Raw genomic sequence first — 25,116 nt, 5'->3', positions numbered from 1 at the left:
TGACATCCGTTCGGTCGCGCCCTTCGCCAACTGCCTATGTCGTAACAGCAGGTTTTTGCTGGCCTGCGGCCTTGTGTGGCAATCAAAAAGGATCTCGTAGTGATGCTCGCTCGCCCATCCCGTCGTCGTACCAACGTTCTGTCCTCCAAGCGTGAAACCGTCGAGCCGTCGCTGTGGCTGCTCAAGCCGTTGGCGCACGCGGTGGCGTTGTGTCTGGTGGCGGGCAGTGCGCAGGCGCAGACGGCGTTCAGTTCGGGCTGGTTTGCTGCAAAAGGAGCGGCGCAGCAGGCCGCAGCAGCGCGTCCGAGCGTGGGTGGCTTGCCGGGCATGACACCGCCGCTGGCCCAGCAGCAGAAGGCCAATGCGCAGTTGCAGCGCTCGATTCAGACCCTGAACAACACGGTTGCTGCGATTGCCGCGCAACAGGCGGCGCAGGCTGCCGGGCGCGCCGCCGCATTGGGTACGGTGCAGTTCGTACCGGACGGTCTGGGCGAGGGCGGTCTGAAAGTCGACAACAGCCTGACCCAGGGCTGGCAGAACGCGAAGGGCCCGCAGCAGACCCAGGTCGATGGCAAGACCACGGTGAAGATCGAGCAGACCGCCGACAAGGCGATTCTCAACTGGGAAACCTTCAACGTCGGTCGCAACACCACGGTCGATTTCGCCCAGCAGTCGAACTGGGCGGTGCTCAACCGGGTCAACGATCCGAACGCCCGGGCCAGCCAGATCCAGGGCCAGATCAAGGGCAACGGCACGGTGATGCTGATCAACCGCAACGGCATCGTGTTCAGCGGCAGCAGTCAGGTCAACGTGCGCAACCTGGTGGCGGCAGCGGCGAATATCACCGACATCCAGTTCCGTGATCGTGGCTTGTACTTCGACAGCACCGGCACTCAGCCGACTTTCACCGACGCTGCCGGCAAGGTGCTGGTGGAGCGCGGAGCTTCGATTGAAACCCACAAACCGGCAGCTTCTACCGATGCCGGTGGCTATGCACTGCTGCTCGGCAACGAAGTGCAGAACGACGGCAGCATCAACACTGCCAAGGGCCAGACCGTGCTGGCCGCCGGTGACCGTTTCTACATCCGCAAGGGCTCGGGCACCGAAGGCAATGCGCTGTCGACCACCTTTGGCAGCGAAGTCATTCCCGGTTTCAAGGCCGGTGCCGTGGCAGGCAAGGTCAGCAACAACGGATTGATCCAGTCCGCCACGGGCGACATCACCCTGACCGGTCATGAGGTCGTGCAAAACGGCGTATTGCTCGCCAGCACGTCAGTGGCGACGCGGGGCACGATTCACCTCTCCAATCCGATCTCCGATACCAACGGTAGCGTCACGCTGGGGCAGGGCAGTGCCACGGCGATCATGCTCGACAGCAGCGACATGACCGCCCTCGACAGCCAGCATCAGGCCGCGTTGACAGGCGTCACGGCCAACAACCGGATCCGTGGCGACCAGTCGCGCGTCGAGATTCAGAGCGGTGGCAGCGTCGAGTTCCAGAACGGCTCGATCACCCTGGCCACCGGCGGCCAGGTCGCGGTCAGCGCACAGCGCCGCAGTCTGGTGCGTGACGGCGCGATGATCGATGTGTCCGGTGCCATCGGCGTCAAGGTTGCAATGGAAAACAACAGCATCAAGATCAACGTGCAGGGCAACGAGCAGCGTGACGCCTCGGTCAACCGCGAGAAAGGCGCGCTCAACAGCAACGACATCTGGGTCGATGTACGCGAGCTGGTGTATGTGCCGGCCGGCACCAACGGCTATGCCACGGATCGCTGGTACACCGCCGGTGGCTTGTTGGAAGTCGGTGGTTATCTCGGCACCCAGGGCCACAGCGTCGGCGAGTGGATGGCTCAGGGCGGCACGGTGAGTTTCGCCGGCAACGACGTGGTCACCGAGAAAGGTTCGCTGGTCAACCTGTCTGGCGGCACCCTGGATGTGCAGAGCGGGCAGATCCGCCAGAGCTGGCTGCGCGGCGACGATGGACGCTTGTATGAAGTCTCCCGTGCACCGGGGGATCTGCTCTACACCGGGCTGTACAAAGGTTATGAAGACAACAGCGAGCGCTGGGGCCAGACCAGCTACTTCTACAACCCGCTGATCGCTCCGCGTTCACGTTTCGAGTCGGGTTACACCGTGGGTCGTGATGCCGGGCAACTGTTGATTTCCACGGCAAACGCCGTGCTCGATGGGCAGATGATTGGCGACGTGTATCAGGGCGAGCGGCAGAATCAGGCGCCGAAACCGGTGCTCGACGGCTATCAACAGAGTCAGACCGCGCTGGCCCGGCGTGCGCAGTTGATCGTCGGCAGCTACGACCCGACTTTTGTCGCGGCGTCGAATGGGCTGCTCTACACCCTCAATCCATTGCTCGATCAGGTACAGATCGGTGGCAAGCGCCCGGTCGCCGGCAACGATCTTGATTTGACCGGCGCGGTGTCCGATACCCGCAAGGGCAAGCTGTATCTCGATAACGATCAACTCAACGGATTCCGCCTCGGTGCGCTCAAGGTCTCTGCCAAGGATCAGATCGCCGTTGAAGGTGCGCTCGCGGTCGATAGCGGTGGCGACGTCACCCTGTACGCCCCGGATGTGCAGGTCGGCGCCGACCTGACCGCTCGCGGGGGCAGTCTGCGTCTGGGCAACGTACTCAATCAGTTCAATGGTGGCGCAAACACCGACACTCGCCTGGCTGCCAAAGCCGACAAAACGACGCAAACCCGCATCGCCGAGGGCGTGCTTCTCGACACCCGAGGCCTGTGGAGCAACCTGCGCACCAACCCGGACGATAACGCCAGCCTCGCGTATCTGAACGGTGGCCTGATATCGATCCGCAGCAGCGGCGATATCGACGTCGCTGCCGGCAGCCTGCTCGACGTTTCTTCCGGTGGCGCTGTGCTCGCCAATGGCAAGACCCGGGGTGGCAAGGGCGGTGACCTGACACTGGAGTCGAGCGCCATTTCCGCGCCAGGCAAAACGCATCTGAACCTCGATGGCGAACTGCGCGGTTACGGCGTCACGGGCGGCGGCACCCTGACGGTGCAGGCCAACAGAATCCTTGTCGGGCAAACGGATAAAGCCCTGGCGGACAACACCCTGCAACTGTCCACCGACCTGTTCAGCAAGGGGTTCTCCGCCTACAACCTGATCGGTCTCAGCGGGCTCGACGTTGCCGAAGGCGCCGCCATTGACGTGAACATGCCGGTCTACCGTTTCGGCGATGCGGCACCGAACGAGGTCAGCGGCGTTGATCCGCGAACGGCGCTGGAGCTGTGGACTCCGACACTGTTCCAGGAGAACCCGACCAAGGGCGTTCTGACCCAGCGCGCCGGTGCCAGCCTGATGTTGCAAGGTGGCGCGACGCTGGACGACCTGATCAATGCCGCCAACAGCACGTTGACGCTGGGCCGTGGCTCGCGCATCAGCGTCGACCCGGGACAAAGCATCAAGTTGCGTGGCGCCGGGCAGATCACCGTCGATGGTGAGCTGTATGCAAGGGGCGGCACGATTGACATCCGCCAGCAACAATTCGGTTCGATCAAACCGGCGACGTCCATCCTGGTTGCCGATCCGAAGGCCCATGACCGTTCAATCTGGATCGGTGAACAGGCCGTGCTGGATGTATCCGGACAAGTCAGTACCGCAACGGACGTTCTGGGGCGCACTTATGGTCAGGTGGGCAAGGGCGGCAGCATCGTCATTGGCGGCGAGATCGACTCGAAACTCGCCACAGCCACTGCCGCCGATGCTTACGTGATCGTGCGACCAGGCGCACGGCTGGATGCCTCGGGTGCAGAGGCGTTGCTCGATATCGCCGGCCAGGGTCCGACCCGCATCGCCACTGACGGTGGTCGCATCAGCCTGAGTTCTTACAACGGTCTGTTCATCGACGGCAGTCTGCGTGCGGTGGCGGGTGGTCTCGGGGCTGCTGGAGGACGTCTGGACATTGCCCTGGAATCGCCGTTGTACGCAGACTCTGCGGATAACAAGGTGCGAGCGCCAAGGGAGATGATCATTGCTCAAGGCGCGGCTGATCAGCGATTGGAATCGGATCTGGAGCCCGGCCATAGCGCTGACGGTTTACGTTATGGTCAGGCGCGCTTGAGTGCCGATGGTTTGATGAGTGGTGGTTTCGATAACCTGAGCCTGCTCAGCAACGGTCTGTTGTCGTTCGACGGTGACGTCAATCTGCACATGAATCAAAGCCTGAGCCTGTATGCGGGCGCCTTGTCTCTGGCCGAGTCGTCGAACGATGCAACGCGTGTCGATGTCAGCGCGCCTTATCTGCGCCTGTCCGGAGTCGGCACCTACTACGGCATTGTCGGTAAGGTTCGACCTCAGGCAACACTCAATCCGACGACCCGACTGTCAGAGGCCCGGTTCAACGCATCAGCGAATTTGCTGGATCTGAGCAACGGTCTGTCGTTCGGTACCCAGGGCGTGATCCGGCAAGTCAGCGGACCTGCCGCTGAATACAGTCGCCGGGCGTTTGGCCAGGTATCGCTCGACAGCAGCGGTGACCTGCGTTTCCTGGCACAGACCGATGGCGCGGAGAAGACTCGCCTGTGGACGCCGGGTGACTTGAACCTTGGTGCTGCACAGATCTATCCCGCCAGCGGCGTCCAGGCTGAGGTGCGTGTCGGTTATCAGGGCTCGATTACAGCGCCGGCGCACACGTTGCGCATCAGTGGACGGGGTGCGGCGCCGGTTGCATTGCCGTACTCGGTGTTTGGCAAGTTGAGTCTGTTTGGCGGGTACGTCGAGCAGGGCGGGGTGATTCGCGCACCGCTGGGCCAGATTTCTCTGGGCGACGATCTGTTGACCCAGACCCGCGAGGTTCATCTGCTTCCCGGCAGCCTGACCTCGGTCAGCGCTGCCGGCCTGGTCATGCCGTATGGTGGCACCACCGATGGCATCGACTACCTTTACAACGGCAAGTCCGTCGCTCTTGAGGGGATCACGGGCGAGAACACAGGCGTGGCAATCCGCTCGCAATTCATTGACGTACAGAACGGCGCGGTCATTGACCTTTCGGGCGGTGGCGATCTGCGCGGCGCCGGTTTCATTTCGGGGCGTGGCGGCTCGACCGATGCGCGCTTCAACCCGCTGGTACGCAACGCCGCTGACGGTACGTTCAGCTTGCCGGGGCTGGCAAGCAACCCTGTCTACGCCATTGTCCCTGGCAATCAGAGTACCTACGCGCCCGTCCTCGCCGAAGCCGGTGCGGTGGACCCGCGTATCGGCCAGCAAATCACGCTGGAGGCTGGTGTTCCGGGGCTGCCGGCGGGCACCTACACACTGTTGCCTTCTACTTTTGCGCTATTGCCCGGTGCGTTCCGGGTCGAGGTCAATGGCCAGGTCGCACCAGGCACGACTGCGGGCACATTGCGCAACGGTTCCTGGACCAGCAATGCACAGATGTCGATTGCCAATACCGGCCTGCGCGACAGTCTGGCCAGTCAGGTCATTCTGACTTCGGCTGATGTGTTGCGCCGTTACTCGCAATACAACGAAACCGGATTCACTGCATTTATCCAGAGCGATGCCGCGCGCCGTGGCGTGCCAAGGGCGCTGGCACCGATGGATGGCAAGACGCTGGATTTGCGTCTGGTCGCTGGCGGCAAGCAAGACATTGCGCTGGAGTTCGCGGGTAGCGCGTTATTCGCAGCCGCCGAAAGCGGTAGGGTCGGCACAGCGGTGGTACGCAGTGGCAACGCCGGTGCAGATTTTGAAATCCTGGGTGCAGGGCATGTGCCCACGGAAGGTTTCAAAGGCGTCTCGCTCTATGCCGATACCCTGAACAACCTGAATGCAGGACGTCTGACCGTCGGTGCCATGCCGAATGTGCGATACACCGTGGAAGGTAATCTCATCAGTTTCCTGGGGAATAACTCCAGCATCGTTCTGCGTGAAGGGGCCGTGTTGTCGGCGCCGGAAGTCCTGTTGCGCACAACATCGGGCGCCGGCGGCATAACGGTCGAGGCGGGGGCGGGCATCAATACGCTGGGGCGCGGCAATGTCGCCTATGACTCCGCGGATGGCTATCTCTATAAACCGGGGGCCGCCAGCATGTTGCTGGTGTCCAACGGCTGGACCAATGTGTTGGCACCCGACCTCGGCAGCGGCGGCAACGTGCATATCGGCACTTGTGCGTCTGAGGCATGCAGCAACCCGGCGCTGCTTTATTCCAATGGCAGCATTACCGCCGCCACCAACGATCAGTTCGAGCTGGGTGAGGCCGTACGTTTCGGTACCCGGAATCTGGCGCTCGCCGTTGGCGCGGTGAATGTCGGTAATGCAGAGTCGCTGGCGGCGGCAGGCAACCGCGTACCCAACGGCCTGGTACTGAACCCGAATGTGCTTGACCGCCTGTTACGCGGCGACACCCAGTATGGTGCGCCAGCCCTTGAAACCCTGAGTCTGACCGCGCGCGATGCAATCAACTTCTTTGGCAGCGTAACCCTGGATACGGTGGATCCGAAGACCGGTCAGAGCAAGTTGCAGAATCTGTTACTCGTGACACCTGCGATTTACGGCTTGGGCGATGCCAATGATGTGGCGACCATCCGTACCAACAATCTGATCTGGAACGGTGCCACTCAAACCCCGGGCACGGTGATCAAAGAGGGGGCCGGCACCGGAAAGGGGACGCTGGATATTCAGGCGCAACGGATCGAGCTGGGTTACGGGCCGATGCCACAGCCCAATGGTCTGGATCAGAACAATCGTCTGGCACTGGGTTTTGCCAACGTCAACCTGAGCGCCAGCGAGCGCATCACCGCCAATCACAAGGGGAGTCTGGCGGTCTATCAGGAGCAGGGCACCTACGATCCGCTCAAGGGTTACAGCTACAGCGGCGGCAATCTGAATCTGCGCACACCATTGCTCACTGGCGAGGCGGCATCGGTGAGCCTGCTCAAGGCCGGCAACAGCCTGACCTTGAGCGGCGCCGGGGCTGCCGGCGTGGCCAATGCGCTGGGGGCGGAGTTGAACCTTGAAGCCCGTGACGTCGTGCTCGACAGCCGTATCGCATTGGCCAGCGGCAAGCTGACGGTGAAGTCCGAGGGCGATCTGACGCTGGGCAGCGGAGCCGTGCTGGATATGGCCGGGCGCACCTTGCCGTTCAACGATGTCAGCAAGTACAGCTGGGGCGGCGATGTTTCGCTGTACAGCGCCAACGGCAATATCCGTCAGGCCTCGGGATCGCGCATCGATCTGTCGGCGCAGAACAATCAGGCCGGTAATCTCAGTGTCGTCGCACTGGCCGATGCGGCCGGGATGGTCGATCTGCAAGGCGAGATTGTCGGCGGCAGCAGCGGTTACTACGACGCCGGTGGCACATTGGTGCCGTACAAGGCTGGGGGCGTGGACATTCGCGCGCAGCGGCTGGGCGGTGACGCCTCCGAGCAGTTTGCCGCGCTCAACCAGCGCTTGAACGCCGGTCAGGTGTTCGGCAGCCGCAGCTTGCAGCTCAAGCAGGGCAACCTGGTAATCGGCGACGGTCTCAAGGCTGGCGAGATCAATGTGTCGGTGGACAATGGCAGCCTGACGGTGGCCGGTCTGATCGATGCCAGTGGCGAACGTGTCGGCAGCATTCGTCTGTCGGCGAAAAACGGTCTGACCCTCGCGGGTAACAGCGTGCTCGATGCCCATGGTCGCGTGCTGCGGGTCGACAGCTACGGCAAGATCATCGATGCGCCGAACCGTGCCACGGTCGAACTCGGTTCCGGCGATGGCGTGCTCACACTGGCGTCCGGCGCACGCATCGACCTGCGCCACGGCACCGATGCCGTGCCCGGTTTCCTTGCGGGGCAACACGATGGAATGCTGCGCGGCACGCTGGAGCTGAACGCGCCACGTCTGGGCAACAATGACATCGCCATCGACGCCAGTGGTGCACTGACCATTCAGGGCGCGCGTTCTATCGGGCTCAATGGCATGCGCCGTTATACCGATGCCCGTGATGGTGTCGATCAGGCCGTCAGCGGGCGGCCGTATCAGGTCATCGATCAAGCCATGCTCGATCGCATCCACGGTGACAGCAACAATTTCATCAATGCTGCGCTGGGCAACAGTGACCTGCTGCAGCGCAAACTCGCCGGATTGAATAACGCCACCTACGCCGATGCATTCCATCTGCGGCCGGGCGTGGAAATCGCCAGCAAGTCTGCCGATGGTGATCTGGTGGTGGAGGGCGATCTGGACCTTTCGGGTTACCGCTACGCCAGTCTCAATCCGCACACGCGGCTGAACCCTGCCGTTTACGGTTCAGGGGAGGCCGGCAGCCTGGTGATCCGTGCCGGCGGCAACCTCGATATTTACGGCAGCATCAACGACGGCTTCGCCCCGCCACCTGAAACCGCCGATGATGCCGGTTGGAAACTGATTGCCGGTGTGCAGCCGTTTGGCGGCGATCTGATTGTTCCGGGCACCGGTGTTTCGCTGGCCGAGGGAACGAGGTTCCCGGTGGGTGCAACGCTGAACTATGACGTGGCGATTCAGAGTGCGACCTTCGCCAGCGGTACGTTGCTGCCAGCTCAGGTGACCTTGAAAGAGTCCTATACCTTCAGCGCCGGTACAGTGCTGGCTGGCGCCATTCACGACCAGAACGGCAATCTGCTGTACGCCGCAGGAACATTGCTCGGCGACAGCGTGACCTTGCCGGCCACTACGCGCCTGGGTGCAGGCATTCGCCTGAACAAGGCGACCTTGCTGGACGCGATGACCTGGCCCAAGGGTGTGCCGCTCCCGGGGACTGTCGATGCAGACACCGGCAACACTGGCGGCGTTCTGTTGAGCGGTTCACTGGCCTTGTTGCGCGGGTCGCTGATTCCGTCAATGACGGACGTGAAGCTGGCCGACGGTACGTCACTGATCGAGTTGCGCCCGTTCAACGGTACGCAGCAGGGCAAGAACTGGGCAGTGGCGAGCATGTTGCCGTCGGGCAGTGCGTCGTGGTCGATGCGTGTGGTGGCCGGTGCCGATCTTGAGGCCGCCGATCACCGCATGGTCAAACCGGTGACCAGCGAAGGCAATTTGCGACTGGCGGATACTCACTATGGCGTGACGGTCACTCAGGGTGCCGCGAAGCTGGTCTGGGCCGTCGGCAACCAGTATGGCTTCCCCGCCTATGAACCGATCCCCGAGGAGTACCTGATTCTGTGCGAGATCGGCCCTGGCGATTGCGCGCCAATGGCACGCTGGGTCTGGGCACCTGGCAGCGGCATGGGCGCCGATTACGAGCCCGTTCCGGATGACTACCTGATCCTCTGCGAACTGATGCCGGAGTTGTGCCTGGAAAACAATCCGCAAAAATCCGCCAAGGCTCACACCCAGATGTTCAGTGTGCTGCGCACCGGTACGGGCGATCTCGACTTGATCGCGGCGGGCAATCTGAGCATGGATTCACCTTTTGGTGTGTACACCGCAGGGACGCAGTCGGCCAATGTCGATCCGCTCTATAACCAGAAACGCGGGCACCTTTCCGATACCAACTCGGTTCTGGGCAGCACGGGTGCCGACTACGAAAAATGGGTCAACGGTGGTACTGACAGCCTTTATCAGGCCTGGTATCCACAGCTGGGCGGTAACCTCACAATCAATGCCGGTGGATCGATTTCCGGCAACTCGGTAGGGCACAAGGAGCAAACCACGTCCGGCGGTTTCCGCGACCAGATCGCCAGCGTCGCCGTCGGCAACTGGCTGTGGCGCCAGGGGACAGGTAGCGCCGATGTTCCAACCGCCTGGTGGATCAACTTCGGCAGTTACATCACTCAGCCGATACCGGATGCAACCAGTACCGACCCGTACCTGGTCGGGTTTACCGGCTTTGGTACGCTGGGCGGCGGCAACATCAGTTTGCGCGCCGGGGCTGACGCGGGCCTGTTGAAGCCCATGGGGGATTCGAGAAACTACCTGCGCAGTCAAGGGCTGATCGTGGCCGTCGGCAGTACCGGCAGAATAGGCAGCGATGGCAGCGTGCAGATGACCGGTGGCGGTGACATGGATATCCGCATTGGCGGTCAGCTCAACCCGTCGCTGCAAGCTCGGGCGGGTGATACCGGAACGGCGCGACCGTTCCACGATCTGCAAGGTGCGCTGATCAACCTGCGCGGTGCGGCACAATTGAGTGGCGGGGCTGTGGGCGGGATTGATCTGCAATACGGCGCGGCCTCGCAATTCAATGACCCGCGTGAGACGCGCGCTTTCGATCCGTTTACTTCCACGCTCAGCAAAGCTTCCGGTGGCCTGGTGTTGATCCCCGGTGACTCGGGCATGAGCCTGAGCACCCGTGGCGATCTGGTGTTGGGCGGGGCTGGGGATCCGGGGCGAGTGAGCCAGCAGAACGCGAGCCCTGTTTTCGACAGCAATGGGGACCTCAAGAAAGGCGGGATCCTGAGTGGTTTTTCGTTGTGGACCGACCATACGGCAATCGACTTGTTTTCGGCGGGTGGCAATCTCACGCCCAGTACGCAGATCGCAGAGTTCGACGGTTCCAACAATCTGATCCGCGGACGAAACACTTCGCCTACGGACGGTCGATTCGTTTATCCCTCCATCCTTCGGGCAGTGGCGGGGCAGGGTTCCATTTATGCCGGTCCGTCTGCCGCTTTTGACGGCGGGCTTGGCAACAGCCCGCTTAAAGCCTATTCGTTGCTGCTGGCGCCATCGCAGTCAGGTCAACTGGAATTGTTGGCGGGTGATTCGATCTACGCGGGTGGCTATGCGATCAATCAATCCGGTGCCAGCCCTTTGGCCATCGCTACACCATTCAATCCGGCGTTCAATCGCTTTGATGCCAACTCGCCAGGCTCACTGGTGGCCAGCAATTACAGCCGCGACGGTGTTGTTCCGGACGGAAACACGCGTTACCCGTTGTTCGCATTCGGCCCCAACAGCTATTCGGGATTGAGCAACGTGCAGCAGCCTGCACGCTTCTATGCGTTGACCGGTGATCTTGTGGGTGTACGCACAGGTGAGACCTTGAGTTTCGAAACATCCAAACGCACCTGGTACGAAGCCGCAGGCCCCGTCTGGATGATCGCCGGTCGTGACATCGTCGCGTCCGGAACCAATCTTGGACAGCCAACCTCCGTGCAGCCGGAAGAGATGGGCATCAACCGTGAGAACATCAAGTCCACCGGCAACCTGTTCGTCCACAATGACCCACGAGACATCTCTCGCGTTTCTGCCGGTCGCGACATTCTCTACAGCAGCTTCGACATCGCCGGCCCTGGTGTCCTCGATATCAATGCCGGGCGCAATATCCTGATGGAGAACCGCGCCAGCATCACCAGCCTCGGCTCGCTGGTGGCAGGCGAAAAACAACCGGGCGCCAGCGTGGTATTGCAGGCCGGTGTGGGCGCGCAGGGACCGGACTACTCGCGGTTCATCGCCCGATACCTGAACCCGCAGAATCTCGCCGATCCGAATGCGTCCCTCAACGGGCAACCGGGCAAAGTGGCCAAGACTTACCTCGACGAACTGCAGAGCTGGCTGACCCTCGGCTACGGCTTCAGCGGCAACGCCGAACAGGCGCAAGCCTTCTTCGCTGCACTGCCAAGCGCCGAGCAGGCGATCTTCGCCCGTCAGGTCTACTTCGCCGAATTGCGAGCCGGTGGCCTGGAATACAACGACGCCGATGGCCCGCGCAAAGGCAGTTACCTGCGCGGTCGCAACGCCATTGCCTCGCTGTTCCCGACCGTCGATGTGGCGGGCAATCCGATCCGCTACGACGGTGACATCACGCTTTACGGCGGTGCCGGGGTCAAGACGCTGTTCGGTGGTGATATCCAGATGCTCACGCCGGGCGGCGGTCAGGTGTTCGGCATCGAAGGCGCGGCGCCGCCGTCCACGGCGGGGATCATCACTCAGGGCTCCGGCAACATTCAGCTCTACTCCGAGGGCAGCATTCTGCTGGGGCAGAGCCGGATCATGACCACGTTTGGCGGCTCGATTCTTGGCTGGTCCGCCGAGGGCGACATCAACGCCGGTCGCGGCTCGAAAACCACCGTGGTCTACACGCCGCCGAAACGCGTGTACGACACCTGGGGCAACGTGACCCTGTCGCCATCGGTGCCGAGCACCGGCGCCGGTATCGCCACGCTCAACCCGATTGCCGAAGTGGCTCCGGGCGACATCGACCTGATCGCACCGCTGGGCACCATCGATGCGGGCGAGGCGGGGATTCGCGTCTCGGGCAACGTCAACATCGCCGCGCTGACGGTGGTCAACGCCGCCAACATCTCGGTGCAGGGCAAGGCGACGGGTGTGCCGGTGGTCTCGGCGGTCAACACCGGCGCCATCACCTCGGCCAGCTCCGCTGCGTCGTCGGCGACCCAGGCAGCCGAAGACGTCGCCCGTCAGCAGCAAGCCGCCTCGCGCCAGAACCAGGCCTCGGTGTTCACCGTGCAGGTACTCAGCTTCGGCAACGAACAACTGGCCCCGACGCGCGACGGCGCCAGCCGCGCACCGACACCGGGCTACAACCCCAACAGCCCGGTGCAGGTGCTGGGCGCCGGGGCGCTGGATGAACAGGCGAAACAGCAGCTGACTGAAGAGGAGCGGGGACAGCTGACGTTGTAAAGGACTCTCGTGTAGTACGCTTCGGGCGGCCGTTTGGCCGCCCTTTTTTTATGTTGCTGAAGTTCGTGGGTATTGTCGTCGGGTGTGGACTAACGTCAGTATTTTGATGGGCCCGTTCACTCGATAGACGAGCAGATAGTTTGGATTGATCACCATTTCCCGAGTGCTTGGCACTCGACCGTACCGGTAACCATAGGGGATTGATGAAAGCCTTTGCGTTGCTGCACCCACCTTGCGTTGCAGAGCCACTGAAGCGTTTGAGTTGTATTGTTCAATGTAATCGATAATGTCAGCCAGATCGTCCAGAGCTTGATTGCTCCATTCAAGCGGCAGCGCGTCGATTCTTGCGTCTCTCTTCTAATAGTTGGTCGAGCCGCATCATGGCTTCCTCATGGGGAATGCCAGGACTAGGATCATCGAGTGCAGCCTGTACTTTTGCTCGAAACCAGCGATCGTAGCTCTCGGCCTCTTCTTCGGATTCGAAGTCAGCGTAAAACGGGGAATGCAATATGCTCATAGTGATCTCCGTGATCAATCTCGGCAGTTTAAGGGGGAATGGCCCATTGTCGTCACTGGCAGACGATGTACCCCATGAGCTCTCGAAGAACCATGGGATAACGGAATCCAGTATCTGCAAGCACCCCTTTGAAATCTGCCGGACGTTTCCTCCCGTTGTCCGGCAATCTCGACCGCCGCTGTAGGCCTATTCCCACCCTCTGTTTTTCAGGTTTTCAGCCTACAAATCTGCGCGCGCCTTCCTACAAATTCACTCAGAACGCATACGGAATACTCACCTTCGCCCACAGCATTTCCCCCTCTGGCCGGTTCTCCACGTCGAATTCCTTGGCCCAGCGGATCTCCGCGCTGGCGTATTTGAGGAAAGTGAAGTGCAGCGCCGGGCCGATGGCGAAGACCTTGCCGCGCACGCCGTCATCAACGTCCTGACCGGCGAACTGCACGGTGTGGCCGAACTGTTTGTCGTCGGTGGTCTGCTTGAGGTAGTAGCCGTTGATGCCGAGCATCAGGTCGTCGGTGATCTTGTAGCTGGCCGAGTAATCGAAATGGAAGATCTGCCCGGACTTGTAGTCGGTGTCCTTGTTCTTCTCGTTGAAGCTGTAGGTGGTCTTCATCGACACCTCGGTGCGCTCGGTCGGCAGCCAGGTGAAGGAGAACAGCGGTTTGTAGGTGTAGAAGTTGTTGCTGGTGTTGGCCAGCCGATCGACGCTGTATTCGCCGGTGGGCACGGTGATTTCCACGGCGGCGCCGAGGGTCAGGTTCTTGCCCATGTCCCACAGGATGATCGGTGCGATGGTGGTATCGCCCATGCCTTCGCGGGTGTCGCTCAGGCCGAACACCGAAACTTCCTGCTTGAGCCATGGCTGGGCGATGTAACCGGCCAGGCGCCCGCCGAAGATCCGCACCGGGCTCAGGTAGTCGAGACGCGGGATGACGGCGGTGGATTCGATCTCGACATTCGGCACTTTGCCGCCGAACGAGCTGATGTTGAGCTTGGTCGCCTTGTAGTGGTTGTAGTAGAGGTTGAAGGCGACCATGTTCTCCGGAAGGCTGTCGACCTCCAGCGGCAGCATGAAGAAGCCGTCGGTGCCGGGGCCGATGTTGTCGACGCCGGCTTCGGTGGCCAGCGCCGGCAGGGTCGCGGCGCAGCCAAGCAGGCTCAGCGCCAGTCGCACAGGGAATGTCGCGCGGTTCGGGGTCATGTCCGTCCTCATTATTATTGTGTTTGGGCGCAACGCCGGCACGCAAGGCGCCCGGCCACTATAGAAATAAGCCCTTGGCGCACGACAGGGCAGGGTATTGGCGGACACGGAAGGGGACTTCTGCGGACACTTCGTCAACCCTGTGCTAACTTCCTTCGACATAACCGGTTACAAAAATAACAATTCAGCGTGATCCGGAATGTCAGCCTCCATGAACGTAAAAGTCCAAGACCCGACCTTCGAACTGGCGCTGGTGTCGCCATTTCTCCTGCAAACCCTGGCCGAAGTCGCCGCCAACAAGGGCATAGAGCCGCAGAGCCTGTGCCGTGGCCTGGGTTTTGATTTCGAAGACCTGCAGGATCCTTCGCAGCGGATTTCCTATCGCCAGGCCGTGGCCATGATCCAGCGTGCGCTGAAGGCTTTGCCCAATCAGGGGCTGGGCCTGTGGGTCGGCGCGCAGAACGTGCTTGGTACGCTGGGGCTGCTCGGGCATGTGCTGTCGCTGTGCAAGACCTTGCGCGACGCGTTTGAAATCGGGGTCCGGCATCAGCACACGTCCGGCGGGATTGTGGTTTCCAGTGTCGATGTGGTGGGCGATCAGGTGTACGTCGACGTTGAATGCCGGCTGCCATTCGCCGAGGTACAGGTGTTTGCGGTGGAAGAGTTTTTCGCCAGCCTGCTGGTCTACGGCCGGGCGCTGGTGGGCGAGACGTTCAAGCCGATTGCCGTGGAGCTCATGCACGCCGCGCCGGATTACGTCGATGAATACCGGCGACTGCTGGGGCCGGAGGTGCGCTTCGGGTGTCTGCACAATCGCATGCTGATCGACGTGCAATGGCTGGATGTGAACCTGCCCAACCACCATTCGCTGGCGCTGCGTCAGGCAGTCAAATTGCTGGAGCTGGAAGCGGCGCAGGTGCATCAGAAACTTGATCTGATCCAGGCCGTGGAGCGGGCGATTGCCCGGGATCTGAGCCGGGGCAGTCATATTGAAAAGATTGCTGGTGACCTGAACATGAGCAGCCGTACTTTGCGCCGGCGGCTGACTGAGCATTCGTTGACGTTCGAGGCGCTGCTGGAGCAAGTGCGCCAGGCGCGAACCATGAGCCTGCTGGCGAACCCGGACATGCCGATCGAGCGCATCACCGAGGAGGTCGGCTATAGCGACGTGCGCAGTTTTCGGCGGGCGTTCAAGCGTTGGACGGGGAAGAGTCCGAGTGCGTGGCGCAGTGCTTCGATTTGATCGGAAATCGCTGCCCTCACCCCAGCCCTCTCCCGGAGGGAGAGGGGGCCGATTCGGGAATATTGAAGATGTTCTGCGACCTGAAAAAGTACCTTTGAATCCATAGTCGACATAAATCCTTCAGGTCGATGTATCACGCCAGACAACTCGGTCGGCTCCCTCTCCCTCCGGGAGAGGGCTGGGGTGAGGGCGCTCTTGACGTTATCCAACCCATTTCAAACCCCCACAAACCCTCCGCCTACAGTTAAACTCCGCGCTCTTTCCAAGGAGTCGACATGAGTTACTACCAGCCGGGCATCCTCGCCACCCCAGTTCCGCCACAAGCACGTCACCTGTTTTTCGCCCTTGAGTCGGTTGAAGCGCTGCCGCAGGCGATCGACAACCTGCTGAACCTGGTGGACGGCAAGTCGGCGGTGGTCGGTTTCGGTGAATCCCTGGCCAAGGCCCTGAATGTGAACATCGACGGCCTGCGCAGTTTCCCGGCGCTGACCGGCGTCGGCGTGGAAAACCCGTCCACCCAGCACGCCCTGTGGGTCTGGCTGCACGGCGTCGACCGTGGCGATCTGCTCAACCGCAGCACTGCGCTCGAGGCCGCACTGGCCCCGGCGCTGCGTCTGGTGCAGATGCAGGAAGCCTTCCGCCACAAGGACGGCCATGACCTCACCGGTTATGAAGATGGCACCGAAAACCCGCACGACGAAGCCGCCATCGCCGCCGCACTGCAAAGTGAAGGTGCAGAAGGTCTGGTCGGTGGCAGTTTTGCCGCGATCCAGCAATGGCAGCACGACCTCAAGGGTTTCCATGCACTGTCCGCCGAGGACAAGGACAACATCATGGGCCGTCGCCTGAGCGACAACGAAGAGATCGACGACGCGCCGGTGTCGGCCCACGTCAAACGCACCGCCCAGGAAAGCTTCGCCCCGGAAGCCTTTGTCGTGCGCCGCTCGATGCCGTGGATCGAAGGTGACCGCGCCGGCCTGATGTTCCTGGCGTTCGGTTTCTCCCTCGACGCCTTCGAAGCGCAACTGCGCCGCATGAGCGGTCTGGAAGACGGCATCACCGACGGTCTGTACCGCATCAGCCGGCCAATCACCGGCGGCTACTACTGGTGCCCGCCGCTGCAAAACGGCTACCTCGATCTGCGCGCACTGCGCATCGGCTGAGGCACACGAATGAACGTGGTGCGTTGGGGCATGATCGGTTGCGGCAGTGTCGCTGAACGCAAGAGCGGGCCGGCCTTCTACAAGGCGCCCGGCTCGGCGTTGGTGGCGGTGATGGGGCGACGCCTCGAAGCCGTGACCGATTACGCCGCGCGCCACGGCATCGCCCGGACTTACACCGACGTCGATGCCTTGATCAACGACCCCGAGGTAGACGCGGTTTACATCGCCACGCCACCCGACAGTCACTACGCTTACAGCCTGAAAGTCGCCGCCGCCGGCAAGCATTGCTGCGTGGAAAAACCCATGGCCCTCAATGCCGGGCAAAGCCGCGAAATGCAGCAGGTGTTTGCCGAGGCTGGTCTGCACCTGTTCGTCTCCTATTACCGCCGTTCGTTGCCGCGTTTCCAGCAGGTTCGGCAATGGCTGGAGGAGGGGCGCATCGGCGAGGTGCGGCACTTGAGCTGGACGCTGACCAAGGCGCCATCGCCCAAGGATCTGGACGGCAGCGCCAACTGGCGCACCGATCCGGCGGTGGCCGGTGGCGGGTATTTCGCGGACCTGGCCAGCCATGGTTTCGACCTGTTCCAGTACCTGCTTGGCGATATCGTCGAGGTGGCTGGATTCACGGCGCGTCAGGCCGGGTTATACGCGGCGGAGGATGCGGTCAGCGCCAGTTGGCGATTCGCTTCGGGCGCGTTGGGCATGGGCTGCTGGAGTTTCGTTGCGGATCGGCGCGAGGATCGGGTCGAGATCATCGGCAGCCAAGGGCGGATCGGGTTTTCGGTGTTCGACGAGCATCCGGTCGAGCTGCATGCCGATGAACCCATCAGCCTGGAAATCCCCCATCACGAGCACATCCAGTGGCACCACGTATTGGGCATGAACGCGCAGATTCGCGGTGAGTTGGAGCATCCGGCAATCGCTGCTGAAGCGCTGAAGACCGATTGGGTCATGGATCAGATCCTCAAGCGCCACTGAAGGCGCATCTAAGGTTATGCCCAAACAATATTTCTCAAGCTTGTCATAACGTCTCTAAGATCACGTCATAACTCGTTATAACAAGTGATCCCGTGATGACCGATAACGTTCTCTCCCTGGGCAGCGTCCCGCTGCACACCCAACTGCGCGACGTGCTGCGCGCCCGGATTCTCGACGGCGAATACCCGCAGGACAGCCAGATGCCGTCCGAAAGCGGGCTTGGCACGCTGTTCAAGGTCAGCCGCATCACCGTGCGCCAGGCCCTGGGCGATCTGCAGAAAGAAGGGCTGATCTTCAAGATCCACGGCAAAGGCACCTTCGTCGCCAAGCCCAAGACCTTTCAAAACGTCAGCACCCTGCAAGGCCTCGCCGAGTCCATGACCGGCCGTGGCTACGAGGTGATCAACCGCCTGCGCAGCTTCAAATTCATCGCCGCCGACAAACTGGTCGCCGAGCGTTTGCAGGTCGCCGAAGGCGAAATCGTTGCCCAGATCAAGCGCGTACGCCTGATCAACCGCGAGCCGATCTCGCTGGAAATCACCTACCTGCCCAAAGCCGTTGGTGAACGTCTGGAGAAGGCCGATCTGGTCACCCGCGACATCTTCCTGATCCTCGAAAACGACTGCGGCATCGCCCTCGGCCACGCGGATCTGGCCATCGATGCAGTGCTGGCCGACAGCGACCTGACCCAGGCGCTGAACGTCGAAGCCGTCTCGCCGATCATGCGCATCGAACGTCTGACCCACGACGCCAACGGCCAGCCGCTGGACTTCGAACACCTTTACTACCGTGGCGATGCGTTCCAGTACCGCCTGCGGATCGACCGGCAAAAAGGGGCCTGACCATGACCCGCAACACCTTAGAGCAGGAATACGACATCGTCGTGATCGGCGGCGGCACTGCCGGCCCGATGGCCGCGATCAAGGCCAAGGAAAAGAACAAGGAGCTGCGTGTGCTGCTGGTCGACAAGGCCAACGTCAAACGCAGCGGCGCGATCAGCATGGGCATGGACGGCCTGAACAACGCGATCATTCCCGGCCACTCGACACCCGAGCAGTACACCAAGGAAATCACCATCGCCAACGACGGCATCGTCAATCAGGCGGCGGTGTACGCCTACGCGACGCACAGTTTCGAAACCATCGAGCAGCTCGACCGCTGGGGCGTGAAGTTCGAGAAGGACGAAACCGGCGATTACGCGGTGAAGAAAGTCCACCACATGGGCGCCTACGTGCTGCCGATGCCGGAAGGGCACGACATCAAGAAAGTCCTGTATCGCCAGTTGAAGCGCGCGCGGGTGAGCATCACCAACCGGCTGGTCTGCACCCGTTTGCTGACCGACGAGGAGGGCGCCGTCAACGGCGTGATGGGTTTTGACTGCCGCACCGCCGACTTCCACGTGATCAAGGCCAAGGCAGTGATCCTCGCTTGCGGCGCTGCCGGGCGACTCGGTCTACCGTCTTCGGGCTACCTGATGGGCACCTACGAAAACCCGACCAACGCTGGCGACGGTTACGCGATGGCTTATCACGCCGGGGCCGAACTGGCGAACCTCGAGTGTTTCCAGATCAACCCGTTGATCAAGGATTACAACGGCCCGGCCTGCGCCTACGTCACCGGCCCGCTCGGTGGCTATACCGCCAACAACAAGGGCGAACGCTTCATCGAGTGCGACTACTGGAGCGGGCAGATGATGTGGGAGTTCCACCAGGAACTGGAGAGCGGCAACGGCCCGGTGTTCCTCAAACTTGACCACCTGGCCGAGGAAACCATCCAGAACATCGAGGAAATCCTCCACAGCAACGAGCGCCCGAGTCGCGGCCAGTTTCACGCCAATCGCGGCACCGATTACCGCACGCAGATGGTCGAGATGCACATCTCGGAAATCGGTTTTTGCAGCGGCCATTCGGCGTCCGGGGTGTGGGTCAACGAGCGCGCCGAAACGTCGGTGAAGGGTTTGTACTCGGCCGGTGACATGGCTGCCGTGCCGCACAACTACATGCTCGGCGCGTTCACCTATGGCTGGTTTGCCGGGCACAACGCGGCGGATTTTGTCGCCGGGCGCGAGTTCTCCACGCTGGATGCCGAGCAGATCGAGAAAGAAAAGGCCCGGGTCTATGCACCACTGGATCGCGAGCACGGTCTGCCGCCGGCTCAGGTCGAGTACAAGCTGCGGCGCTTCGTCAACGACTACCTGCAACCGCCGAAAGTGACGAAGAAGATGGAAATCGGCCTGCAACGCTTCAGCGACATCGAACGCGATCTCAACGAAATGAAGGCCAACAACGCCCACGAACTGATGCGCGCCATGGAAACCAGCGTGATCCGCGACTGCGCCGAAATGGCTGCGCGTGCCTCGCTGTTCCGCGCCGAAAGCCGCTGGGGCCTGTACCACTACCGCGTGGATCACCCGCAACGGGACGACCGCGAATGGTTCTGCCACTGCCACCTGAAGAAGGGCGAGGACGGGCGCATGACCAGTTTCAAGAAAGCCGTCGAGCCTTACATCATCCCGCTCGACGCCGAGGAAATGCAGGCTTACGACCGCTTGCGGGTCGGGGCTTTCGCCGCTTGATGCACCACTAGAGAGAGTCCGAACCATGGCCTATCAAGCCCAGGAAATCTTCTTCCGCTCCAACGCCCCCGTCACCGTGGACGAGGACAAATGCATCGCCGAAAAGGGCTGCACCGTGTGCGTCGACGTCTGCCCGATGGATCTGCTGGCGATCAACCCTGCCACGCAAAAGGCTTACATGGCGTTCGATGAATGCTGGTACTGCATGCCGTGCGAAAAGGACTGCCCGACCGGCGCGGTGAAAGTCGAAATCCCGTACCTGCTTCGCTAAAACGCTATCCGGCAACACCGGACGCCTGATTCAAGACACCCCTCGTTTCCCACCGCGCCCTGATCGCGGCGGAGACGAACATCCTATAAATGATTCGAGGGGATTCAACCATGTTGCGTGCAGCAATCGCCGGTCTGGTACTGGCTTCGTTCACCCTGTCGGCCTCGGCCGAAACCATCCGCATTGCCATCGGCACCCAGGACACCACCATCAATTGCGCCGCCGGCGGCCTGTTGATCCGCGAGCTGGGCCTGCTCGACAAATACCTGCCTCACGACGGCGCCTATAAAGACGCCAAGTACGACGTGCAGTGGAAGAACTTCACCAGCGGTGCGCCGCTGACCAACGAGATGGTCGCGGGCAAACTCGACTTCGGTGCCATGGCCGACTTCCCCGGTGCGTTCAACGGCGTGGCGTTTGAAACCTCCGGCAAACACAGCCTGTTCATCAGCGTGCTGTCGGGCAGCATCAAAGGCAGCGGCAACGGCATCGTGGTGCCGAGCGCGTCGGGCGTGCAGTCGCTGAGCGAACTCAAGGGCAAGACCATTTCCGTGCCATTCGCTTCCACCGCCCATGGCATGTTGCTGCGAGCCGTGGCAGAGCAGGGCTGGGATCCGCTCAAGGACGTGAACATCATCGCCCAGCCGCCGGAGGTTGCAGGCTCGGCGTTGCAGGCCGGCAAGGTCGACGCTCACGCCGACTTCGTACCCTTCGCCGAACTGTTCCCGAGTCGCGGCTTCGCCCGCAAGATCTACGACGGCGCCCAGGCCAATGCGCCGACTTTCCACGGTGCGCTGGTCGATCAGGCCTACGCCAAGAAGTACCCGGAAATCGTCGTTGCTTACCTGCGCGCGAGCATCGAGGCGAATCAACTGCTGGCCGCCGAACCGGAGAAGTACAGCGAGCTGATCGCCAAGGTCACCGGCGTCGATGCCGAGGTCAATTACCTGTTCCACGGCCCGCTTGGCGTGCAGACCCGCGACCTGAGCTGGAAGCCGGAATATCGCCAGGCTGTGGGCACCGCGATTGACACGCTGAAGCTGCTGAAGAAGGCCGATCGTGGGCTCGATCTGAATACCTTTATTGACGATCAGTACATCCGTGCGGCGTTCAAGGCCTCCGGTCTCGACTACACCGCCCAGCTTGGCAACTACGCGCAGACGCCGTTGAAGTCTGTTGATGCGGTGACTGGAAAAGCCATCACCGATTTCAGCCATGTCGCGGAAATCTGGGTGCGGGGAGAGGACAAGGTTCGGCGTTATGCATCGGCTGAAGAGGCGTTTACCGCGCTGGCCGGCCTGAAGTCGGAAGGCAAGAACATCCGGGCGGTGTATGCCCAGGCGAGTGACAGCGGGATCAAGTTGCTGGCGGAGCAGGCGTGGTTTGCCAGTGATGCGAAGGGGCGCCTTAGCGCGTTTTTGCTCAAGGGGCAGGCGCAGCAATTTGCCTCGGCGCAGGGCGGGAAAGTCCTCGACTTCACCGATGCCACGACCCAGGCCGTTGCTACCCGCTAACAGCAGATCAAAAGCCCCCCTCACCCTAACCCTCTCCCGGAGGGAGAGGGGACTGACCGCGGTGTTTGCTGGAGCTACACCGACCTGAAATATCGAGCCGAACTCAAGTCTTGAAAGGCGTGAAGATCGGCTCCCTTTCCCCTTCGCCCCCCTGGGGGAGAGGGCTGGGGTGAGGGGGTTCGATCTCAGCCATCACACGGAAATCCGCTCCATGAGAATCACAAAAAACCGCTGGATACCCAGAGCAACCTCCCTATTACTCTGCCTGCTCTTCTGGCAACTAGCCGCCAGCCACCACTGGAACCTCGGCCTCGTCACCTTCGCCAACGTCCCAACCCCGCTGGCCGTCATCGAAGCCGCCCTCGGCCTCGGCGACTCCGGCAAACTCATCCAGCACCTGACCGCCAGCCTCGGCCGGGTCTTTGCCGGCTACCTCGCCGCACTGATCATCGGCATCGCCCTGGGCCTGTCCATCGGCCGTTCAAAGTGGGCCGAAGACCTGCTGCTTCCACCCCTGGAAGTACTGCGGCCAATCCCCGCCGTCGCCTGGATTCCACTGGCCATCCTGATGTTCCCGTCCTCCGAACTGTCGATGGTGTTCATCACCTTCACCGGCGCGCTGTTCCCGATCCTGCTCAACACCGTGCACGGCGTCGAAGGCGTCGACCTGCGCCTGATCGCCTCGGCCAAAAGCCTCGGGGCAGGGCGCCGGGCGATCCTGCTGGAAGTGATCCTGCCAGGCGCTGCACCGAGCATCATCACCGGGCTCGCCATCGGCATGGGCACGTCGTGGTTTTGTCTGGTGACCGCCGAGATGATCTCCGGCCAGTTCGGCATCGGTTACTACACCTGGGAGTCCTACACCATTCAGAACTACGCCGACATCGTGGTCGGCATGTTGCTGATCGGCGTGTTGGGCATGGGCAGCAGCCTGCTGATCAAACGCCTGGGCGGGCTGTTCACGCCCTGGCATCGACCACGAGGAAAAGCCTGATGAGCGTGATGCAAACCCCGGAAGGGCGGATCGACATCCGCCAGTTATCCATCGTCCTCGGCGAAGGCCGGCAAGCGTTCGAGGCGTTGCAGGGCCTGGATTGCCAGATCGAGCCGGGCCAGTTCGTGTGCATTCTCGGCCCGTCCGGTTGCGGCAAATCGACCTTGCTCGGCGCGCTGGCCGGGCATCTGCAACCCCATGGCGGGCAGTTGAAAGTCGATGGCGCCGAAGTGTCCGGCCCGTCGCCACAACGCGGCATGGTGTTCCAGCATCACACCTTGTTTCCGTGGCGCACGGTGCGCGACAACGTTGCCTTCGGCCTGAAGATGCGCGGCATCGGCAAGGCCGAGCGCCATCGTGCCGCCGATGAAATCCTCAAACTGGTCGGCCTCGAAGATTTTGCCGAGCGCTGGCCGGATCAACTCTCCGGCGGCATGCAGCAACGGGTGGAGATCGCCCGGGTGCTGGTCAACCGGCCACGGCTGTTGCTGATGGACGAACCCTTTGGCGCACTGGACGCGCTGACCCGCCTGAACATGCAGGAATTGCTGCTGGACATCTGGACGCGGATTCGCACCACCGTGGTGTTCGTCACCCATGACATCGACGAAGCGCTGTTCCTCGCCGATCGCTTGCTGGTGATGAGCGCGCGACCGGGGCGAATCATCGAAGACCTGCGCCTGGATTTCCCGCGCCCACGCACCACCGAACTGGTCACCAGCCACGAGTTCTCGCGCCTCAAGCGCCACTGCCTCGACCTGCTGCGCCACGACAACGACCGACCGCTACCGCGCCTCAATCCGCTCGGTTTGCCTCCTGAAAACGCCTTGCCGAGATTTGCCCTGTGACCTCATTTTTTGCTGTAACCGATAACGACGACATTCTCGCCCTGCAACCACGCCTGACCGCCGAGGACGCCGGGGTGCGCCGGATTGCCCTGATCGATCTGGCTGACCTCGAAGAACCGGACGGTCTGTTCTGGCTGGTCGAGCGCCTGGCCGAAGACCCCGCCGAAGAAGTGCGTGCCGAAGCGGCGCGCCTGTTGGAAGCCTGGGAAGACGAACCGGTGGTTGAAGCGCTGTGCCAGGCGCTGACGGATCCGTCGCCGGCGGTGCAAGCCGCAGCGGCGCAGAGCCTGAGCCTGCTCAAGACCGAAGCGGCGGGCAGGGTGATTCTGCCGTGGACAGCCCATGCCGAAACCGGCGTGCGGATTGCCGCGTTCCGGGCCTTGCGCGAGTTGCGTTTCCCCGGCGCTGCGTCGGCCGCGATTCAGGCGCTGAACGATGCCGATGCCAGCGTGCGTCGCGAAGCCGTCGGCGTGCTCGGCTGGCTCAAGCAGCTCGACGCACTGCCGGCGCTGGCCCGACTGGCGAGTGATGACCCGGATACCGAAGTGCGCCGCGCCGCCACCGGCGCCTTGGGTTTGGCAAGTGACGCCGAGGTGCTGCCCGCATTGCGTCAGGCCTTGCAGGATCAGGCCTGGCAAGTACGCGAAGAAGCCGCGACCACCCTCGGCAAGGTCGGCCACACCGACGCGGGTCCGGCGCTGATCGAAGCCTTGGCCGACGACTACTGGCAGGTTCGCCTGCGCGCCACCCGCAGCCTCGGGCGCCTCAAGTACGTCGCAGCCCTCGACGCCCTGATCGACACCCTCGGCCATCGCATCAGCAACCTGCGCAAGGAAGCCGCGCTGGCCCTCGGCGAACTGAATGATCGCGGGGCAGTGGCGGCATTGCAGGCCGCGCAGGACGACGGCGATCCGGAGGTGCGCAAAGCCGTGCGGATTGCCTTGAGTCAGCTGCAATGAATCCGCTATCGGTCGGTAACTCTCAAACTGAACACCGGTTACGGCTGAGCTGGCCGGATGGCCGCGAGCAGTTGCTCGACCATGCCGAACTGCGCCGCCAATGCCCGTGCTCGCAATGCCGGGCGTTTCGCCTGCGGGGCTCGCCGCCAATGGTTGACCCGCGTGTGCGGGTCATTGAATTGAACGCTCAGGGCTATGGCTTGCAACTGGTGTTCAGCGACGGCCACCAGCGCGGGATTTACCCGTGGGCCTATCTGGCGCAGCTGGA

The 25,116-nt window shown here is 62.1% G+C and carries 14 protein-coding genes and 1 pseudogene; 12 read left to right on the top strand and 3 right to left on the bottom strand.

What is annotated here, in order from left to right:
• Positions 1–102: 102 nt before the first annotated feature.
• A complete protein-coding gene (locus QR290_RS16885; protein ID WP_289203147.1) occupies positions 103–12,585 on the top strand; it encodes a filamentous haemagglutinin family protein in 12,483 nt (4,160 codons plus the stop codon).
• A 48-nt stretch (positions 12,586–12,633) separates the two neighbouring features.
• Here QR290_RS16885 and QR290_RS16880 read toward each other — a convergent pair whose 3' ends face one another.
• The 3 genes from QR290_RS16880 to QR290_RS16870 all read right to left on the bottom strand — a co-directional run bounded on the left by QR290_RS16880 (position 12,634) and on the right by QR290_RS16870 (position 14,303).
• The gene (locus tag QR290_RS16880) at positions 12,634–12,861 is read right to left on the bottom strand and encodes a type II toxin-antitoxin system RelE/ParE family toxin (RefSeq protein ID WP_289205308.1); all 228 of its coding nucleotides are present in this window, start codon (positions 12,859–12,861) and stop codon (positions 12,634–12,636) included.
• Positions 12,862–12,907: 46 nt separating this feature from the next.
• Positions 12,908–13,102 carry a type II toxin-antitoxin system RelB family antitoxin gene (gene relB, locus QR290_RS16875; RefSeq protein ID WP_289203146.1) on the bottom strand — a complete coding sequence of 65 codons (195 nt, stop codon included), beginning with the start codon at positions 13,100–13,102 and terminating at the stop codon, positions 12,908–12,910.
• A gap of 253 nt (positions 13,103–13,355) precedes the next feature.
• Positions 13,356–14,303, bottom strand: coding sequence for a SphA family protein (locus QR290_RS16870; protein WP_115078168.1), 948 nt, complete (start codon positions 14,301–14,303; stop codon positions 13,356–13,358).
• 211 nt (positions 14,304–14,514) lie between these two features.
• On the opposite strand from QR290_RS16870, the gene QR290_RS16865 reads away from it, so the two are divergent.
• The 11 genes and pseudogenes from QR290_RS16865 to QR290_RS16815 all read left to right on the top strand — a co-directional run.
• Positions 14,515–15,546, top strand: coding sequence for an AraC family transcriptional regulator (locus QR290_RS16865; RefSeq protein WP_289203145.1), 1,032 nt, complete (start codon positions 14,515–14,517; stop codon positions 15,544–15,546).
• Between the two features lie 275 nt (positions 15,547–15,821).
• Positions 15,822–16,709: a Dyp-type peroxidase gene (locus QR290_RS16860; RefSeq protein WP_289203144.1), complete on the top strand. Its 888-nt coding sequence runs from the start codon at positions 15,822–15,824 to the stop codon at positions 16,707–16,709.
• Positions 16,710–16,718: 9 nt separating this feature from the next.
• Positions 16,719–17,687, top strand: coding sequence for a Gfo/Idh/MocA family protein (locus QR290_RS16855; RefSeq protein WP_289203143.1), 969 nt, complete (start codon positions 16,719–16,721; stop codon positions 17,685–17,687).
• A 95-nt stretch (positions 17,688–17,782) separates the two neighbouring features.
• Positions 17,783–18,529 carry a GntR family transcriptional regulator gene (locus QR290_RS16850; RefSeq protein ID WP_289203142.1) on the top strand — a complete coding sequence of 249 codons (747 nt, stop codon included), beginning with the start codon at positions 17,783–17,785 and terminating at the stop codon, positions 18,527–18,529.
• Between the two features lie 2 nt (positions 18,530–18,531).
• Positions 18,532–20,262, top strand: coding sequence for a fumarate reductase/succinate dehydrogenase flavoprotein subunit (locus tag QR290_RS16845; protein ID WP_289203141.1), 1,731 nt, complete (start codon positions 18,532–18,534; stop codon positions 20,260–20,262).
• A 25-nt stretch (positions 20,263–20,287) separates the two neighbouring features.
• Complete coding sequence (locus QR290_RS16840; RefSeq protein WP_007959413.1) at positions 20,288–20,533, top strand: 4Fe-4S dicluster domain-containing protein; 246 nt, start codon at positions 20,288–20,290, stop codon at positions 20,531–20,533.
• A gap of 110 nt (positions 20,534–20,643) precedes the next feature.
• A complete protein-coding gene (locus QR290_RS16835) occupies positions 20,644–22,047 on the top strand; it encodes an ABC transporter substrate-binding protein (RefSeq protein WP_289203140.1) in 1,404 nt (467 codons plus the stop codon).
• 211 nt (positions 22,048–22,258) lie between these two features.
• On the top strand, positions 22,259–23,041 hold the full coding sequence (locus QR290_RS16830; RefSeq protein WP_115078162.1) for an ABC transporter permease: 783 nt from the start codon (positions 22,259–22,261) through the stop codon (positions 23,039–23,041).
• Positions 23,041–23,889, top strand: coding sequence for an ABC transporter ATP-binding protein (locus QR290_RS16825; RefSeq protein WP_289203139.1), 849 nt, complete (start codon positions 23,041–23,043; stop codon positions 23,887–23,889). The genes QR290_RS16830 and QR290_RS16825 overlap by 1 nt, the downstream gene beginning before the upstream one ends.
• The gene (locus tag QR290_RS16820; RefSeq protein ID WP_289203138.1) at positions 23,886–24,848 is read left to right on the top strand and encodes a HEAT repeat domain-containing protein; all 963 of its coding nucleotides are present in this window, start codon (positions 23,886–23,888) and stop codon (positions 24,846–24,848) included. Before QR290_RS16825 ends, QR290_RS16820 begins: the two co-directional genes overlap by 4 nt.
• Positions 24,845–25,114: pseudogene (locus QR290_RS16815) on the top strand (DUF971 domain-containing protein); the annotation flags it as partial. The gene QR290_RS16820 and the pseudogene QR290_RS16815, both read left to right, overlap by 4 nt.
• Positions 25,115–25,116 lie beyond the last annotated feature (2 nt).

The organism is Pseudomonas fluorescens, from assembly GCF_030344995.1.
Classification (GTDB): Bacteria; Pseudomonadota; Gammaproteobacteria; order Pseudomonadales; family Pseudomonadaceae; genus Aquipseudomonas; species Aquipseudomonas fluorescens_BF.
The sequence above is the reverse complement of the archived record's forward strand: the minus strand, read 5'-3'. Positions and strand labels throughout refer to the sequence as shown.